This is a genomic window from Paraburkholderia sp. BL17N1, from assembly GCF_003634175.1.
Classification (GTDB): domain Bacteria; phylum Pseudomonadota; class Gammaproteobacteria; order Burkholderiales; family Burkholderiaceae; genus Paraburkholderia.
This window is the reverse complement of sequence record NZ_RBIW01000001.1, coordinates 481,213-498,281: the sequence shown is the minus strand read 5'-3', so window position 1 is coordinate 498,281 and position 17,069 is coordinate 481,213. Positions and strand designations below refer to the sequence as shown.

The following is a 17,069-nucleotide window of genomic DNA, read 5'->3' as shown; positions in this document are numbered from 1 at the left end:
CGCAGCGACGGCCGCCTCCGCAACTCATTTGAAGGACGCGATATGTCAACGAGATATGGTTCGCCGCTGATCGGGATTGTCACCGTGCTGTATCGCTCCGATTCCGTGCTTCCTGATTTTTTCAAGAGTCTCGCGGCCCAGCGCGATGCGAACTTCAAACTGTACGTGATCGACAACAGCGAGAAGGATACGGGGTGTGCGATATCGCGCGAGCTTGCGGCTCTCAACAATATTCACGCGGATATCGTGTTCAATAACGACAATGTCGGCGTCGCTCGCGGCAACAATCAGGGTATAGAGATGGCGCTTGCAGACGGATGCGAATACGTTCTGCTGGCCAATAACGACACCGACTTCCCGGATCCCGACGTGATCGCGGGACTTGTGCGGCACACCGAGGAGGCGGGTGCGTTGGCCTCGGTGCCCAAGATCACCTATCACGGCACCAATCGGATATGGTGTGCGGGCGGAAGATTCTCGCCGCTTACCGCCACCACGCCGCACGTGGGCGATCGGAAGGAAGATCGCGGCCAGTTCGACGAAGAAATGTTTACAGAATACGCGCCGACCTGCTTTATGTTGCTGCACAAAAGCGTCTTTCAGACAGTCGGAATGATGGACGAAAAGTACTTCGTCTATTACGACGACAGCGACTTCGTCTGGCGCATGAAGAGTGCCAATATCCGCCTGCTATACGTGCCGACATCGAGCGTCGGTCACAAGGTAGCGGTGTCTACCGGCGGCAATGAAAGTCCCTTCAGCCTGTTCTATACGGCGCGCAATCGCGTTTATTTCAGCCGCAAGCACCTCGCACCTGCACACCGTGCAATTGCGATTGCCTATGCGGTCGTCACGTTGACGGTCAAATGTGTGAAGTTTTCGCCGGCGGCCAGGTCGAGCGTGTTCAAAGGACTTAGAGCCGGCTTCTCATTGTCAGTCGCCGATCATTGACTGAGAGACTGCGTGGCAGCGCTTCGTTACTCCAGCGTGCTGCCAATTTCCCGGCGTGCACCCCGGCATAAGCGATGGCGACGAAAGTCTACCGCGCGAGATAAGAGAACTCCGGGACGGAAGTCGACAACATCATCACCCCCCCGCACCTTCCGGTGCGTGAGCACATCCGGACCGCTGCCGACGACCATTCGTCAACGCCCGGATGCGATTCGCACAAGCACGTCCAGCGTGGGTCAGCCCTATTTCACTAGCGCGCTGAAAATGTCGACCACGCGCATTTGTTGCGTTTCGGTCAAGCCGGCCCAGAGGGGAAGGCGAATCAGGCGTTTTGACTGGTCGATGGTAACGTCCAATGGGCCGCCAGCTTTGCCGTACCGTTGCCCGCCAGGCGATGAATGAAGCGGAACATAGTGAAATACCGAACCTATTTCCTGCCTTCTATATTCATCGAGTAGACGCTGGCGCACGTGTTCGTCTTCAACCAGAACGTAATACATATGCCCATTGTGCTGGCACTCTTTCGGCACGATCGGACGACGGAGCGCGCCTCGGCGCTCGAACGGCTCGAGAAGCGCATGATATCGCTCCCAGTGCGCGAGGCGCGCCTGAGTAATCTTTTCAGCACTTTCCAGTTGAGCCCATAGATAGGCAGCGATCAACTCACTTGGCAAGAATGAAGAGCCGACTTCCTGCCAGGTGTATTTGTCGACTTCTCCGCGGAGATAGCGGCTTCGATCAGTGCCCTTCTCACGGATTATTTCCGCGCGCTTCGTGAGGGCGGGATCGTTCACGAGCAACGCGCCACCTTCGCCCGAGATGATATTTTTCGTTTCGTGAAAACTGTAAGCTCCGAGGTGGCCAATGGAGCCGAGGCCACGGCCCTTATAGGTTGCCATGACGGCCTGCGCCGCGTCTTCGACGACTTTGAGTCCGTGGCGTTGAGCGATGGATACGATCGTGTCCATTTCGCAAGCCACGCCGGCGTAATGCACCGGGACGATCGCTCGAGTTCGTGGCGTGATCGCCGCTTCGATCAATCGCTCGTCGAGATTCATAGTGTCTTCGCGGACATCCACGAAGACAGGCACGCCACCGCGCAGGACGAATGCGTTCGCCGTCGAGACGAACGTGTACGACGGCATGATGATTTCGTCGCCGGGTTGGATGTCCAGCAACAGAACCGCCATCTCAAGCGCGGCTGTGCAGGAGTGAGTCAGCAATGCCCTGCCGGCACCGCTTCTTTCCTGCAGCCACTCGTTGCAACGTCCTGTGAAGGAGCCGTCGCCAGCGAGCTTTTTACTGAAGTGAGCTTCTGCGACGTACTTCAGTTCATTACCCGTCATAGCGGGCGTATTGAAGGGAATACGATTCTCGTTTACCTCGATTCCAATTTGCGGCGTAGATCGGCTCATGAATAGTTCACCCCAACATGATCGAGAATCAATAGTTCTCGCTGCGACACATATTTGGATCTCGAAGCTGCCCGGCTTCAAGGCCCCGCGTTCCGGCGAACTCGCCAGGTGTTTCAATGAGCAAGTTGCGTGAAGTCCCTTGCTGTGGATCTCAACTGGAGATTGTTCTGTAGCGTGACACTTCGTCTGTCTAACAGATGGTGCGTGTGGACTGCGCGGCCTGCTTGTAGATCAGGCAAGGCGGAGCGTCGACTGGTACGAGATCGAACTGCTCGGTCAGTTGAGCAGCGACTTTCCCGAGGTCGTGCATGACCAAAAGCTCTGACGGCCGGATAGGCGCCGTAAGAAAATAGGAGAAGCTGCGAACGTCGCAACGGCGATAAATGCCAGCAGTGTCCAGACAGGGTCTCGCAATAGATGAAGCATGTCGCGCAACGAAAAGTTACCCGCTTCGTTGTCTGCGCGAGACGATCCAAAATTGAGAATATGCGTGTTCAAAGGCGCCATCTCCAAGATTCGGGTAGCAAGCTTCTCGATGGAGCGACAAGCTTCGCCGCGTCCATCGCGACTTTGCGCAAATGTGATAGGAATACCTCCTTTGCCACGTCGGAGTCTGTGGTTTAGCGCACGTTGCGCGGCGCCGATTCAGTTTAGGTAGGTGGATAGCCGACAGGCGGGAAAAACTATTTGTTTCGCAAATAGTGGTGTGGCAGGATTGATTACAGTTGCATTAATAGATGGTATGAAGTTTCGCCCGATATGAACCACGAAAGCCTGCATAAATTACTGAAGTGGCAGTTTCCCGACCAGGCGGCGCCGCTGCACGATGCCGGGTTCAAGTCGCGTCGCCATGCCTGAATCCTCATGAGGCGGTGTCGTTGTGATTCGCATAAGCGCGGAGAAACAGATAGGAGGCTTCGCGCAGACCGAGTGTCCGTGGCGGAACAATTCTACGGACTGGATATAGAAGTAGTACTTAGTATATCGATCGACCTTCCTGTGCCGGTCGTTCTGCGGCAAAAGCTTTCCGCAATGGGTGCCCCACATGCACTCGGGCATTCGAACGTTCGGCGCCGCACAGACAGCGCGCGTTCCAGCACGGATCATGCAGTTGCATCATCGGCCATTGCAGACTTTCGGCGCTCGATGCCGCCGACTGCTGTGAACTTCTGCTTCGGAGTGTGAGCCCTCAAAGGTATCGTCGGACCCGGTGATGGCCTGACGCGGGGCGGTCGAATGGCAGCGGCGGTAAGCCGAGCACGGTGCCTGTCGAGAGTCACGATCAGCTAACAGGAATCCACCGTCAAGGCACAAATTGACGGGATCAGCGAACAACGGTACAGCGGCGACGTTGGGTAGCCTGGATGACCTGACCCAGCGCGTTGCCTGTCAGATCATCCCCCCAGACGACCGAGGCGGAATTGGCGACATTGCTCGAACAGTACGACAACGTGAAGACCTGTGGTGACAAGCGCACGGGGGCATGCCAAGACCATTCGCCCGGGCGCACGGTCGTCACGCCTATCGCACCCGGCCGGCGAAGGTATGCAGCCGCTCGGGTTCTAGCTCGACGTTCAACTCGATGTTGCTGGACCTGAAATGAAAAATGAGCGCGGACAGAACCTTCTCAAGCGCGTCGACCTTATTGTCGGCGGCGCTTTCTTGTACATATTAGGGGCGCTTCGCAAAAAACGACGCCTGCCGGCTGAGTGCACGACAGCAGGGATTTTTGCCTTCGCTGCGATTGGCGACTCGATCTTGTCGTCGATAATTATTTCTGAGTTGAGGAAAGTCAAAAAGATTTCCAGAATAGTGGTATTTGCATCACGAAGCAACGCGCGTATCTATGATCTGTTCGACGGGCTCGACGAAGTTGTCATAGTCCCTTTGACCAGCCCGTTGAACGCGCTCAAGGAAATAAAGAAATACGAGGTCGATGTCTTAATCGACACTTCGCAATGGCCAAGGATTTCGGCCATATTGGCAGCTTTCACGAAGACGAAGTTTACGATTGGTTTTAAGACCAGGAATCAATTCCGCCATTATGCTTATGATGCCAGCGTCGAGCATTGCGAAGGCCTTCATGAGCTCGATAATTTCAGAAGGCTATTGCGCCCCCTAGGCATCGAGTCGACGGAACATCCGAAAATCACCAAGGCTATTCGTCCTTCCAATTTGCCGTTCGTCATTGACGATAAATATGTTGTTTTTCACCCGTGGGCCTCTGGAACAAATTTCGCCATGCGCGAATGGCCCATGGAGTGCTGGCGGGATCTTGCGCATGTATTGATTGATAACGGGCACGCTATTGTCATCACGGGCGGTCCTGAAGATGCCACACGGGCTCAACAATTGGTTGAGCTGATCGGCAGCCAGAAGGTCGTAAGCGTGGCAGCCAAGGTGAGCCTGACTGAAGTGGTCGGAATAGTAAGGCGGGCGGAATGCATAGTTTGTGTGAACACCGGAATCATGCATTTGTCCGCAATGCTGGATACGCCGATGATTAGTCTGCATGGTCCTACCAATCCGTTTCGATGGGGCCCTGTCGGCAAAGAACGTGGAGTCCTTGCTGTGTCTAAGCGAGAAGGCGGAATGTTCCTGAGCCTCGGATTTGAATATCCGAGAAATGCGAAGTACGTGATGGAAAAAATAAGCGTCGCTTCTGTCGCCGACGTTCTGAGTGAAGTTTATTCGATCAATTTAGGCCGCCATGACAAGAAACCCGCCGGTGAAGCTTTCGCCTCCTGATTTCGACTGCGCTCAATTAATGGTTGTAGGCGACGTCATGCTCGATTGGTATTGGCACGGTTCGACCTCGCGGATCTCGCCGGAGGCGCCCGTTCCCGTCGTCCATGTGCAAGCTGAAGAGACGCGTGTCGGTGGGGCGGGAAACGTCGCGCTGAACGCGGCAGCACTTGGAGCTCGTGTTCGCCTTCTCGGCTTGGCCGGGCAGGATGCGCACGCCGATCGGATCGAAGAGTTGCTGCGCGAAGGCGGGGTTGATTGCGTTCTCCAACGCGTCGCGGGCAGCAAGACGATCACCAAGCTTCGGATTCTTTCCCGCCATCAGCAGATGATCAGGGCGGACTTTGAGGACCATTTTCCCGAACGCAATGGAGATGAGCTGATTTTCAGCTTTGAGCGGCAGTTGCACGAAGTCGATGCGGTGGTCTTATCCGACTACGCGAAAGGGTCACTGCACGATTCGAAGAACCTCATCTCCGCCGCTCGCCGTGTAGGAAAACCCGTCATCGTCGATCCTAAAGGAACGGATTTCGAGCGTTATCGCGGCGCCACCGTCATTACGCCCAACCTGTCCGAATTCGAGGCTGTCGTTGGGCGGTGCGAGAGTGATGCCACGATCGAGCAGAAGGGTGCCGCCCTTTGCGATGCGTTTGAATTCGAAGCGGCGCTCGTCACACGCAGCGAGAAAGGCATGACGTTAATTTCTCGCGGCCACGCCCCTTTGCATTTGCCAACGCGCGCGCGCGAGGTGTTCGATGTGACGGGGGCCGGGGACACTGTCGTTGCCACGCTTAGTGCCGCGCTCGGCGCGGGCATGCCGCTGGACGAAGCAGTCGTGCTTTCCAATGTCGCGGCAGGCATCGTCGTGGCTAAATTGGGAACCGCGACGGTCCGTCGCCCCGAACTCCAGCAGGCACTGCAGCTTGACTTGCATTCCGCACGTCGAGGCAATATTCTCGCGCGAATTTCCCTACTACCTTGGCGAGCGAAACCCCGCTCTGAAAAGCCGAGTAACGTGAGCACCTGAAGCGCAGACGTGAGCGGGACGTCGACAGCCGACACGGTGTGGACTCGTTGTGTCGGCTGATGACCCGCTCCTTCGATGCCCACATCGATTGGCATGCCGAAATGAACGAGTTCAGTCCCGCGAACCGAACGATCGCGCGGACCTTATCCTTCTCAGGCTGCAATCACGCCGCAGCAATGCTGCGAGGAGCGTCGCGAACTTCAGCCGGTAGCGCCGCGTAAGCGGTGGCGAGATGATAGGGCGTAGTCGACGGCATGTCGGCGCGCGACACGTCGCCCGCGGCCGTCTTGCATTCGAACCAGCCTTGCGCGTGCAGAAACCGCTCGCGGAAGCGCTCGATCTGCCCGGGCAACACCGCACGGGCCGCGTCATCGTTGCGGGTGGCGAGTGCGCGCAGATATTCGCTTTGCGCCCAGATCCGCTGCGTGGCGTCCTTTACTCGACCGGCTTCATCGAGCGACGCGCACACGCCGCCCGTGACCGGGTCCACGCCATGTTGCTGCGCAAACTCAAACGCGCGCGAGAGCGAGTCGTCGAGTCCCGATCCGCCCAATAGCGTGCCCGCTTGCCTGATCAGCCAGAACCATTCGAACTGATGGCCGGGCTCCAGACGGTTGTCGTCGACACCCAACGGCAGTTCCGCGATGCAACCGGTCGGCGCATGCACGAAGGTGCGTTCGATGGCGTCGGCCAGCTTGCGCAACGCGGAATCGAACGCACTGTCCTGGGTCACCTCGCGCGCGGTGAGCCAGGCTTCGGTGAGATGCATCAACGGATTTTGCGCCGGCGTGCCGGTCACCGTCGAAAAATCTGCGTCGAGCGCTGCATTGAACAACCCATGTTGCGCGGCGAAACGCGTTTCGATTAGCGCCGAGGTGCTATGGACGAGGTCAAGTGCATAGCGATTGTCGAAGCTTGCGGCATATTCAGCGCACGCGAAGACCAGAAACGCGTGCGTATAGAGATCTTTCGTCGTATCTAGCGGCGCACCTTGTGCATCAACGCTGTAGAACCAGCCGCCGCGGTGCTTGTCCTGAAAGTAGTGCAGCAGGGCTTCGAACAGCACATGGGCATGGGCTGCTTCGCCGGCTTGCGAGAAGACGAACAACTGCCGCGCGCACGCCATCGCGCGATAGCGTTCAACCGGCATCGGAACGTGGCCCGCGTCGGCGCTGATGGCCTCGTAAGGCAGATGCATCGCGGTATTGAAGCCGGGCCCGCGCCAGATCGGCAGGACGACGCGTGCGAAGTGATCTCGTAGCGTGGCGGCAAGATCGATCGTGGAGGCGGGCGTATTCATGCTGCGAAGCTCCTTCGATTAGGTCGTAAAAAAGGTCTTGCCGCAGTGACGCGCGACGAGCTTGCAGGTCTTTGGACCGGCGCATCGCGATAGGTGTTGCGCGATCCGCGCTAAACGCGAGAAGGCGCGGATCGCGCGTGAACCGGGCGAGTCACTCCGCCCGCGAGCTCACGCTCGAGAACGTCGAGCAATTGATGTGCAGACCGCTCCCACCGGAAGCCACGGGCATGCTTCCTTCCGCGTTCGCGCCAGGTTTCGCGCACCGCGGCGTCCTCCATCATCTGCGTCACTTTGTCGACGATGTCGTCGACCGAATGCGCGTCACAATACATCGCAGCATTGCCGCATACCTCAGGAAGCGAAGCTTCACGTGACACGATGACAGGACATCCACAAGACATCGCTTCAAGCGGCGGCAATCCGAAGCCCTCATATAAGGACGGAAACAGAAAGCAGCCTGCGTTTTCGTACAGCGCTCTCAATTCGCCGTCCGATACGAATCCTGCGGGGATGATGTTTTTCGACAAGTCGTACCCTACCTTCGCCTGTGAACTGAAGACCCGCAAATCGCATCCGCCAACGACAACAAACTTCAAGTCATGGCGATCACTCAGGCGCTCCATCGCGGCAACTATGCGTGGAAGGTTCTTTCCTACCGAGAGATTTCCGACAGCGAGCACGTAACCATCGTTCTGCAGGTTCAACCGCGACAGAATCGCCGTGTCCGGTGCGATCTTTTCAAAGTGGTCCACGCCATTCAGGACCACCGAAATGCGTGACGCGTCGATGCCAAGGCGCTCCATGATTCGTGTCTTCGAGAATTCCGACACCGTCACGATGTGACTAGCGTTGCGCTTCAGCAGAGAAAACGCAACGCGATACCAGAGCCTGTACTTCCACGAGTAATTTTCCGGTAGATCGTAGATCGCAACGTCGTGCATCATCACGACCTGCCGGCGAGCGAATAAGGGGCCCATATTGCAAAGGCTGAGAAGCGTTCGGCCGCCAATCGCGAATGGCAGTGCCAGTTGCTCCCATAGAGAACCCTTCAGCCACCGCCCGATCGTTTTTGCTTTCGGCAAGGCAACGTCAGTTCGTGCGTTCGAGGGAATCAACAAAGGCAGGTCGGCTTCCTCAGGAAACAGACGCTGGAACGCCATCGCCAGTTCATAACCGACACGTTGCACTCCTGTTATGCGTTGAGACGCAAACTTGCCATTGATTGCAAACCCAGCAGACGGACCCCGCCAATGAGAGTCTCGCGCCGAGCTAGCGTCGGCTGGCAACGCAGTCTGAACGGGGGCCTCTTCCCGGTGCACGTTGGACCGCTCCGCTAACTGTTTCATCATATATCGCTCCGGTATGCCAGTCGATAGGAGCATCGAGAAGGCGCTGTCAGCCAGCACAAACGTTCACCGCTCGGCCTTCATATGAAATTGCCGCGACAGAACGTTCGAGGGGGGAGAGAAGGTAAGTTGTCGGGTGTTTCGCTACGCCGTGCTAATTCAACGTAGTCTTCGTGACTTTCACTGGCGAGACGATTCGAGATCATGCACGCCACGGAGAGCGTGCCTGTAGAAGCCGATTCGACGACGTGAACAATTTGCATGGGCACTCCATACGGATTACTTTGCTGTGCCGGGCGTACACGATGTTCAATATGCCCCGCTTCCGTCGAAGACCACTTTGAATGTTCTCAGCAGAATGCTGATGTCGAGCAGGGTCGATCGTTCCTTCACGTACGAGACGTCCAGTGCGACTCTCGTTGCGTAGTCAACGTTATTTCGTCCGCTGACTTGCCACAATCCTGTCACGCCGGGCCTGACCGACAGGTAATAGTGGGCGTCGGAACCATAGCGTTCCAGTTCCTTGGTGATGATGGGGCGAGGACCGACGAGACTCATGTCGCCCCGAAGAACATTCCAAAGTTGTGGCAGTTCATCCAGGCTTGTCTTGCGCAGAAACCGGCCGACGGTAGTGATGCGTACATCGTTCTTCAGTTTGAAATCGCGATTCCATTCCTCGCGCGCATTGGCGTCGGTGGCAAGGAGCTCGGCAAGAACGACGTCGGCCCTCGGCACCATGGAGCGGAATTTCAGACAGCGAAACGATCGTCCGCCTCTTCCAACGCGCGGATGGCCAAAGAAAGCCGACCCGCCGTCGCTCAGCACGACGCAAGCTATGACGAGAAAAATCGGCAGTAGCACAAGGAGCAAGGCGGATGCGCCGAGAATGTCGAAAGTGCGTTTCGTGAAGTCACCTTTTCTCGACGGGATGTCAGAGTCATTAGCCGCCGACAACGTACGGCGAGCCACGGGGCCTGCGGCGGCATCCGCGGACACGTCCGCAGAAAAGGACTCGTCGGCGCGGTTCAATTCCGAGGTGCTATCCACATGTGAAGCTGAAAAGCCGCGGCCGCCCAATTCAGGATGATCGGCGTGTGCACGACTTTCGTAGCGGGCATCGAAAGGATTGACGCCCTTTGACACTGATTCCGATACCTTGCCGACTAAAGCCATTGCTGCCCCCGGTGCGAAGTTCGTTGACGAGTACATCAGTGTTTCGGCATTGCAAGTCGTGCCGGTTATTTCAACCGTTGAGGCAAAGCGTTTGCAGCAGCAGACAAAAACGGGCCATCGGACAATTGCGGCGGACAACGCAAGATGGGAAATTATGGGTATAGCAATATTTTATTGCTATAAAAACTACTTAAGATATTGAGAAGAAAAGCTCAAGAAAAATTAATAAGAAACTTCTCCTACGAAGCAGGGGAGCACGCTAGAAGCATGCGAAGCATCGCATTCCCCGGCAACATAAATCCTAATTATTTCAGTAGAAAGCATAGCTTGGCAATTCGGCGTCCGTTTGCGGACAAGTCGTAAAATGCCGATGTCTTGGCCGACTCAGAAAGATATGCCAATGAGTGTCGCGATACATTTGACGGCCACCGTTGGCACTACGAAAATGTTGATCGTTATCAAAATTCCATTTGTCACGATCGAAGCCGGATGCGATAGGTAAACCGGTTTCTCTTGGCAGGCCGCGTCTGGCCATTCCCGCATTGACCCACGATGGCGATCAATTCAATAAATACGCGCCCGCTCCGTGTTTGGTCGAGCATGTGTAGACGTAGAGTATCTGTACGAATGTCGCTACTCCGTTCGGTACAGCACACAAAGCTCAGTTAGGGCATGCGTCAATCGCCGCGTCCATGTGTATGATGAAAGCGGCTCGCCGCGCAGATGCCGGGCTCCGACGAGATGAGTGTGGATGGCCGTCGCAACGTATTGCGCGTTCGTGTTCCGGATTCCAGCCACGCCTATGGCGAGAATTCCGTTGGCTTAAGTGTGCTGGCTAGGCCGCCAGAAGAGTGTTCGATCTCGCACGGAATATGCTAAATCTTTCATCTGGCGTGTCGAGTTTAAAGATAAGGTTGCGCGCGCAACCTGCACGGTTCGTGCCACGCACTAGCCGATGTACCTCAGTGAGTGGCCCCCAGGTACGCCGCCTTCACCGAGGGATCGTTGCGCAACTCCGCCGCGGGCCCATGCGCCGCAATTCTGCCGTTCTCCAGTACATAGCCATAATCGGCCACATTGAGTGCCGCGGCGGCGAACTGTTCGACCAGCAACATGGTGACGCCCTGACTCTTCAGATTACCGATGATTCGAAACACCTCTTCGACCAGAATGGGCGCGAGTCCCATCGACGGTTCATCGAGCAAGACCAGCTCCGGATTCATCATGATTGCGCGCGCCATCGCCAGCATCTGTTGCTCGCCGCCGGAGAGCGTGCCGGCCAGTTGATGGCGTCGTTCCTTGAGCCGCGGAAACATCTCGATAGCGCGCTCCAGATCGGCCTTTACATCTCCGCGCGGCCGCGCCGAAGTCAGGCGCGGGAACGCGCCGAGTATCAGGTTGTCGGTCACGCTCATGGTCGCGAACACGCGCCGGCCTTCCGGCGAATGCGCGAGCCCGAGCCGCGCGATGCGATGTGAGTCCAGCGCGTCAATGCGCTTTGCGTCGGTGCCGACGCCCATCGTAATCTCACCGGCACTCGGCCGGATCATGCCGGAGATCGCGCGCATGGTCGTTGTTTTGCCCGCGCCGTTGGAGCCGATCAGCGTGACCACAGACGCCTTCGGCACATCGATTGAAATGCCGTGCAGCACTTTCACTTTGCCGTAGCCCGCATGCAGATTTCTGATCGATAACATGTCTGTTCCTGTAAGCGCGCTGGCTCGCTTCACGCCGCTTGACCGGCAGGCTGGCCGCCGAGATAGGCTTCGATGACTTTTTCGTTAGACTGAATATCGGCAGGCTTGCCCTCAGCGATCTTCTGCCCGAAGTCCAGCACCGAAACGCGGTCGCACACGCTCATCACCACGTCCATGTGATGCTCGATGAGCACGACGGTAATGCCGTGATCGCGCACTTTGCGAATGATCGCGACCAGTTCCTTGATATCCGGTGCGGTGAGCCCCGCGGCGGGTTCGTCGAGCAACAGCAATTGCGGATCGAGCGCGAGTGCCCGCGCGATTTCGAGCAGACGCTGTTTGCCGTACGGCAGGTTGCGTGCTTCCTCGGCGGCGACATTGTCGAGGCCGACGAACCGCAGCATGCCGAACGCGCGCTCACGCGCGGCGCGTTCCTCGCGCCGATAGCGCGACGACATCAGACCGACATCCGCGAGATTCGCGTTGAATGTGTGATGCAGGCCGACCAGTACATTCTCGAGCGCGGTCATCTCGCCGAACAGCTGCACGTTCTGGAAAGTGCGCGCGATTCCAGACAGCGCGATCTGTGCGGAGGTCTTGCCCGCGAGCGACGCGCCCCGATACTCGAGCGTGCCCGCGGTCGGCACATAGATGCCGGTGAGCACATTCATCATCGTGCTTTTTCCGGATCCGTTCGGGCCGATCAGTCCGTGAATCGTGCCGCGCTGCACGGTCAGATCGACGTCGTTGAGCGCCTTCAGTCCGCTGAACTGCATCAGGATGCCGCGCAACTGCAGGATGTCTTCCGTGCCGCCCGCGTGCACCGCCTGAACCGCATCGCCACCGATCGTGGCCGGTTGCGTGGCGTCGACGGTAACCGTGCGGACCCGCCCATGCATCACGATCTTGCGCACAAAGCCGACCACGCCGTCCTGCAGGTAATACACCACCAGCAGAATCATCAGCCCGAAGATCGTCAAACGCCAGTCGGCGAGCGTGTCGATCCGGTAGGAAAACGCGGCGAGACCTGCCGTGCCCAAAACCGGAATCGCGACCTTGCGCGGCGTGGACACCTTGCGCGCCAGCGCGACGCCCGCGCCGATCACGACGACCGCTGCCAGCACCGAGGCGACGGTGCGGAACATGTCGATATCGTCGAGCAGTTTGGGCAGCAGCACGATGATCGCCGAGCCGAGCAATGCGCCAGTGCGGGTCTTGCGGCCGCCCATGATGATCGCGAGCAGGAACAGGATGGTGAGTTCGAAGTTATAGGTATTCGGCGAGATGTACTGCTCCGAATACGAATAGAGGCAGCCGGCCAGGCCGGCAAACCCGGCGCTGATCACGAACGCATAGACCTTGTAGCGGTACACCGAGACACCCATGCAGTCCGATGCGATCGGACTGTCGCGCAGCGCCTCGAATGCGCGGCCCAGATGCGATCGGAGCACGCGGTGCACGACGATCAGCGAGGCGACCAGCAGCGCCGCGACGAGCCAGTAGTACTCGACTTCGTTCATCGGCCGGCCGGCGATCGAAGGTTTCGGGATCTTCACGCCCATCGGTCCGTTGGTCAGAAAATCCATCTCGTTGATGAGAATCTGCAGGATCGTGCCGAACGCCAGCGTCACCATCGCGAGGTAAGGACCGGACACGCGCAACGCAGGCAGCGCGAGAATCGCGCCGAAGGCGGCGGTGATGAGAATCGCCAGCGGCGCCGTGACGACGAACGGCATGCCGAGCTTGAAGAACAACACGCCGGCCGTATAAGCGCCGACGCCGAACAGCCCGGCGTGCCCGAGCGACACCTGCCCGGTATAACCGACCACGATGTCGAGACCGAAAAGCAGGATCGCGTAGATCATGATCGTTTCGAGCAGGTGGATGTAGTACGGGTTGCCCGACAACACGGGAAACACCGCGAGCGCGATCAGCGCCAGTGCGGACGCAACGAGCTTCTTCGGATTCACGGCGGCCCTCACACTTTCTTGATCGACGTCTTGCCGAACAGGCCGGCAGGTTTCAATGCGAGCACGATCAGCAGCAGTACGAGCCCGGGCACGTCCTTATAGCCGGTGGAAATGTAGAAGCCGGTCGTGGTCTCGGCGATGCCGAGAATCACGCCGCCCACCACGATGCCCAGCCCGCTCGACAGCCCGCCGATGATCGCCACCGCGAACGCCTTGAGTCCGAGCACGGCGCCCATCGTGGCGCCGGTGAGCGTGAGCGGCGCGATCAGCACGCCGGCGAAAGCCGCGGTCAGAGACGACAATGCGTAAGAAAACGTGATGACGAGACCGGTATTGATGCCCATCAACGCCGCGGCGTCGCGGTCGTTCGCGGTGGCGACCACGGCCTTGCCGAAGATCGTCTTGCGATTGAAGAACTCGACCGCCAGCATCATCACCAATGCGCCGCCGACCACCAGCAATTCCATCGGCAGCACATTGGCGCCGAATACTTTTAGCGGAGCTTCCGGAAGCGGGGAGGGGAAGCGCAGATCGTCGCGGCCCCAGAGGTTCTCCGCGACGTTCTTGAAGATGATGCCGAGCGCGATCGTCGACATGATCCAGCCGAATTCGGATTTGATCCTGATCGCGGGCCGCACGCCGATCCGTTCGACAAACGCGCCTTGCAGCAGACCGAATGCGCAGACGAGCGGAATCATCAGCCAGTAGTTGACGCCGAGCGTGACGAGCGTGAGGCCGACCAGCGCGCCGAGCATCAGCGCATCGCCCTGACCGAAGTTGAGCGTGCCCGACGTGGCGAACGTGAGCTGATAGCCGAATGCGATCACGGCGTAGATCATGCCGAGCGCAATGCCGCTATAGATGAGCTGCAGAAGAATGGCCATCGTCGACCGCCTTGGAGTTCACCGGATATGAAGCAAAGCCGCGCCCGCCGCGAGGCGGGTACGGCTTCGTAGCATGCTGCCGCGCTTACTTCACGCTCAGTTCGCCGAGCTCGCCTGCTTGCTGCGCAACTGGCTGCCGCCTTTCTTGTCGGTTTCGTACGCGTAGACCACGCGGCCGCCCTTGACCTCGCCGACCACCGGCACGTTCGGGCTGATGGCTTCGTGGTCGTCGTGCGTGAAAGGTTTGTCGTAGACCATCACGACGCCTTCCACCTTGGTGTTGAGGTTTTCGAGCGCGGCGCGCACTTTCGGGCCGTCGGTCGAGCCGGCCTGGGTGATCGCGGCGGCCAGCAGATAGACCGAGTCGTAACCTTGCGCGGCGGACACCGGCGAGTCGATGCGGTTGTTCTTCGGCTTGAATTCCTTCAGGTACGCGTCGATAAAGGCTTTGCGTTTGGGCGTGTTGGCTTCCTGAATGAAGGTCTGCGGCATGCGCGCGCCTTCGCCGTTGGTGCTGGCGTTGTCGATATAGTTCGCCATCGACAGGGTCCAACTGCCGATCAGCGGTACTTTCCAGCCGAGCTTGGCCATGCCGTTGGCGATCTGCGCGAGTTCCGGTCCGATCCCATACGTCAGCACCGCTTCCGCGCCGGCCTCTTTGGCCTTGAGCAACTGCGCGGTCATGTCGACGTCCTTGATATTGAATTTCTCGACGGCGACGGGTTTCACACCTTTGGTTGCGAGCGCTTTCTCGAGGTCTTCGCGGCCGAGCTGACCGTAGTTGGTCGAGTCGGCGAGAATCGCAACCTTCTTGAAGCCACGTTTGGTCACGGCTTCTTCGACTATCATCGGCGCCTGGATGCGATCCGCGGCGGCATTGCGGAACACGTAGTTATCCGGCTGATCGGTGAACTGCTTCGTCACGATGCTGCCTGTGGCCACGTTGTTAAATACGGGAATCTTCGCTTCCTGGAAGAAGCGTTGCGAAGCGAGTGCGACGCCAGTGTTGATGTAGCCGACCACCGCGACGACCTTTTCCTTGTTGATCAGCTCTTGCGCGATCTGCACGCCGCGTTCGTTTTTCGCTTCGTCGTCGCGTTCCACCAGCACGATCTGGCGGCCCAGCACGCCGCCGGCTTTATTGATCTCGGCGGTCGCGAGGCGCACGCCATCGCGCATGCTGACGCCCATCGAAGATGAGCCACCGGTGAACGGTCCGTCGACGCCGATCTTGATCGGATCCGCCGCGTAGCTGACATTGGCGAGGGCACAAAGGGCGAGCGCACCCACAACGCTTTTCAAGCGAATTCCCATAGCTGTCTCCGTAGCATATCTTTTCTTGCATGAAGCCGCGATGCGGGCTCATGCGCGCCGATTCACACGTTCTTAGGAAGCCTGACCGTCAATCGGTAAGTCAGTATAGAAATCGTAAAGTATTAGTAATATGCGGAATTACCCGTGTGGTGCAATCCCGCAGTCGACGGCGGCGGAACCCCTGCCTGGCGGCTCCTTCGCGCCGCCGTCGACTTTCAGTCAGCTCACGCGAACCCTTGCGGATTCGTCGATTGCCAGCGCCAGTGATCCGCGCACATGCGCTCGATGCCGAACTGCGCGCGCCAGCCAATGATCTTCTCAGCCGCCGCCGGATCGGCGAAACACGAGGCGACGTCGCCGGGGCGGCGCGCCACGATTTCATATGGCACCGGCCGGCCGGTGGCCTTCTCGAACGCCTTGACCACGTCGATCACGCTATAGCCCTGGCCTGTGCCGAGGTTCACGACGAAACTCGCATCGCGCTTGACTAGCGCATCGAGCGCGGCCAGATGTCCGCGCGCCAGATCGACGACGTGGATATAGTCGCGCACGCCGGTGCCGTCAGGCGTCTCGTAGTCGCCGCCGAACACGCGCAGCTTCTCGAGCTTGCCGACCGCCACCTGCGCGACATACGGCATCAGGTTGTTCGGAATGCCGGCGGGATCTTCGCCGATCAGACCGCTCTCGTGCGCGCCGACCGGATTGAAGTAACGCAGCGTGGCAATGCGCCACGATGGATCGGCCAGTTCCAGGTCGCGCAGCACCTGCTCGGCGATCAGCTTCGACTGGCCGTAGGGATTGGTCGCCGACAGCGGGAACGACTCGACGATCGGCGAGCTCTTCGGCACGCCGTACACCGTCGCCGACGAACTGAAAACGAACTGCTTGACGTTACGGTCACGCATCACGCCGAGCAAGGTCAGCAGGCTGCCGACGTTATTGCTGTAGTACTCGATTGGCTTGGCCACGGACTCGCCCACGGCCTTCAGCGCGGCAAAGTGAATTGCGCCCGTGATCGGATGCGCGTCGAAAATACGGTTGAGCGCCGCTTCGTCGCGTGCATCGGCTTCGTAGAAGGTCACCGGCTTGCCGGCGATTTTTTCCACGCGCCGCAGCGATTCGCGGTTGCTGTTCACGAGATTGTCGATTACCACGACGTCGTAACCGCCATTCAACAGTTCGACACAGGTGTGCGAGCCGATAAAACCCGCGCCGCCCGTTACCAGAATCGTGCCCTTCGTGGTCAT

General features: G+C 58.5%; 12 protein-coding genes. 3 read left to right on the top strand and 9 right to left on the bottom strand.

All coding sequences use genetic code 11. The features are described 5' to 3' along the window. Nucleotides 1-42: 42 nt before the first annotated feature. Nucleotides 43-951, top strand: a complete 909-nt coding sequence (locus B0G82_RS02200; protein WP_116142689.1) for a glycosyltransferase family 2 protein — start codon at nt 43-45, stop codon at nt 949-951. A 242-nt stretch (nt 952-1,193) separates the two neighbouring features. Here B0G82_RS02200 and rffA read toward each other — a convergent pair whose 3' ends face one another. After that, a complete protein-coding gene (gene rffA, locus B0G82_RS02195) occupies nt 1,194-2,366 on the bottom strand; it encodes a dTDP-4-amino-4,6-dideoxygalactose transaminase (protein WP_121306520.1) in 1,173 nt (390 codons plus the stop codon). Between the two features lie 1,599 nt (nt 2,367-3,965). Here rffA and B0G82_RS02190 point away from each other — a divergent pair. Together B0G82_RS02190 and rfaE1 are read left to right on the top strand one after the other, a co-directional pair. Further along, nucleotides 3,966-5,114, top strand: a complete 1,149-nt coding sequence (locus tag B0G82_RS02190) for a glycosyltransferase family 9 protein (RefSeq protein ID WP_121306519.1) — start codon at nt 3,966-3,968, stop codon at nt 5,112-5,114. Then, entirely contained in the window at nt 5,077-6,138 is a 1,062-nt protein-coding gene (gene rfaE1, locus B0G82_RS02185) for a D-glycero-beta-D-manno-heptose-7-phosphate kinase (RefSeq protein WP_121306518.1), read from the top strand. The genes B0G82_RS02190 and rfaE1 overlap by 38 nt, the downstream gene beginning before the upstream one ends. A gap of 163 nt (nt 6,139-6,301) precedes the next feature. Here the strand turns inward: rfaE1 and B0G82_RS02180 are convergent, their stop codons facing one another. The 8 genes from B0G82_RS02180 to galE all read right to left on the bottom strand — a co-directional run bounded on the left by B0G82_RS02180 (nt 6,302) and on the right by galE (nt 17,069). After that, the gene (locus tag B0G82_RS02180; RefSeq protein ID WP_116142684.1) at nt 6,302-7,438 is read right to left on the bottom strand and encodes an AGE family epimerase/isomerase; all 1,137 of its coding nucleotides are present in this window, start codon (nt 7,436-7,438) and stop codon (nt 6,302-6,304) included. A gap of 110 nt (nt 7,439-7,548) precedes the next feature. Then, nucleotides 7,549-8,784, bottom strand: coding sequence for a glycosyltransferase family 1 protein (locus tag B0G82_RS02175; RefSeq protein ID WP_121308588.1), 1,236 nt, complete (start codon nt 8,782-8,784; stop codon nt 7,549-7,551). Nucleotides 8,785-9,093: 309 nt separating this feature from the next. Continuing rightward, nucleotides 9,094-9,957: a sugar transferase gene (locus tag B0G82_RS02170; protein ID WP_116148635.1), complete on the bottom strand. Its 864-nt coding sequence runs from the start codon at nt 9,955-9,957 to the stop codon at nt 9,094-9,096. A gap of 962 nt (nt 9,958-10,919) precedes the next feature. Continuing rightward, nucleotides 10,920-11,654, bottom strand: a complete 735-nt coding sequence (locus B0G82_RS02165) for an ABC transporter ATP-binding protein (protein WP_116142683.1) — start codon at nt 11,652-11,654, stop codon at nt 10,920-10,922. 29 nt (nt 11,655-11,683) lie between these two features. Beyond that, nucleotides 11,684-13,624 (bottom strand): branched-chain amino acid ABC transporter ATP-binding protein/permease, encoded by a 1,941-nt coding sequence (locus B0G82_RS02160; RefSeq protein WP_121306517.1) that lies wholly within the window; start codon nt 13,622-13,624, stop codon nt 11,684-11,686. 8 nt (nt 13,625-13,632) lie between these two features. Then, nucleotides 13,633-14,508: a branched-chain amino acid ABC transporter permease gene (locus B0G82_RS02155; RefSeq protein ID WP_121306516.1), complete on the bottom strand. Its 876-nt coding sequence runs from the start codon at nt 14,506-14,508 to the stop codon at nt 13,633-13,635. Nucleotides 14,509-14,604: 96 nt separating this feature from the next. Beyond that, nucleotides 14,605-15,822, bottom strand: coding sequence for an ABC transporter substrate-binding protein (locus tag B0G82_RS02150; protein ID WP_121306515.1), 1,218 nt, complete (start codon nt 15,820-15,822; stop codon nt 14,605-14,607). 224 nt (nt 15,823-16,046) lie between these two features. Beyond that, nucleotides 16,047-17,069, bottom strand: coding sequence for a UDP-glucose 4-epimerase GalE (gene galE, locus B0G82_RS02145; RefSeq protein ID WP_121306514.1), 1,023 nt, complete (start codon nt 17,067-17,069; stop codon nt 16,047-16,049).